Source organism: Roseovarius halophilus (ex Wu et al. 2025) (assembly GCF_047086965.1).
Genome location: NZ_JBKOTX010000452.1, coordinates 1 through 1541 on the forward strand (window position 1 = coordinate 1; position 1541 = coordinate 1541).

Genomic DNA, 1541 nt, shown 5'->3' on the forward strand with positions numbered 1-1541 from the left:
ATGATCCCCGAGGCGGCCTATGCGATGCTGGCCTGCGCGCGGATCGGCGCGATCCACTCGGTGGTTTTCGCGGGGTTCTCGCCCGACGCGCTCGGCGCGCGGGTGAACGGCTGCGACGCCAAGCTGGTGATCACCGCCGACCACGCCCCGCGCGGCGGGCGGGCGACCAAGCTCAAGGACAACGTCAACCAGGCGCTGCTGCACGACACGCGCGACGTGACCTGCCTGGTGGTGCGCCGCACCGGCGACCCGGTCGCGTGGCGCGACGGGCTGGATTACTGGTGGCACGAGGAGGCCGCGAAGGTGGGCACCGACTGCCCGCCCGAGGAGATGGGCGCGGAGGACCCGCTCTTCATCCTCTACACTTCCGGCTCCACCGGGCAGCCCAAGGGCGTGGTGCATACCTCCGGCGGCTACCTCGTCTATGCCGCGATGACCCACGAGATCACCTTCGACGTCCACGCGGGCGACGTCTACTGGTGCACGGCCGATGTCGGCTGGGTCACCGGGCACAGCTACATCGTCTACGGGCCGCTGGCCAACGGCGCGACCACGCTGATGTTCGAGGGCGTGCCGACATGGCCCGACGCCTCGCGCTTCTGGCAGGTCTGCGAGAAGCACGCGGTGACGCAATTCTACACCGCCCCCACCGCGATCCGCGCGCTGATGGGCCAGGGTGACGAGTTCGTCACCAAGTGCGACCTGTCCAGCCTGCGCATCCTCGGCACGGTGGGCGAGCCGATCAACCCCGAGGCCTGGGCGTGGTACAACGACGTGGTCGGCCAGGGCCGCTGCCCCATCGTCGACACCTGGTGGCAGACCGAGACGGGCGGCCACCTGATGACGCCGCTGCCCGGCGCGCATGCCACCAAGCCCGGCGCGGCGATGAAGCCCTTCTTCGGGGTGCAGCCCGTGGTGCTCGACCCGCAATCGGGCGCGGAGATCCATGACGACCCGGCCGAGGGCGTGCTGTGCATCAAGGACAGCTGGCCGGGCCAGATGCGCACCGTCTGGGGCGACCATGCCCGCTTCGAGAAGACCTATTTCGCCGATTACAAGGGCTATTACTTCACCGGCGACGGCTGCCGCCGCGACGCGGACGGCGATTACTGGATCACCGGGCGCGTGGACGACGTGATCAACGTCTCGGGCCACCGCATGGGCACCGCCGAGGTGGAAAGCGCGCTGGTGGCCCATGCCAAGGTGTCGGAGGCCGCGGTGGTCGGCTACCCGCATGACATCAAGGGCCAGGGCATCTACTGCTACGTCACCCTGATGGCCGGCGAGGAGCCCTCCGAGGCGCTGCGCAAGGAACTGCGCAACTGGGTCCGGCAGGAAATCGGCCCCATCGCCAGCCCCGACCTCATCCAGTGGGCCCCGGGACTGCCCAAGACACGCTCCGGCAAGATCATGCGCCGAATCCTGCGCAAGATCGCGGAAAACGACCACGGCGCCCTCGGCGACACATCAACACTCGCCGACCCCTCCGTCGTCGACGACCTCGTCGAAAACAGGATGAACCGCTGAGATGACGCGGCCGG

The 1541-nt window shown here is 68.9% G+C and carries 1 protein-coding gene; it reads left to right on the forward strand.

From position 1 onward, the window contains the following. The coding region (gene acs, locus ACH107_RS32735) for an acetate--CoA ligase (protein WP_412509765.1) at positions 1-1527 on the forward strand (1527 nt) is incomplete at its 5' end. Positions 1528-1541 lie beyond the last annotated feature (14 nt).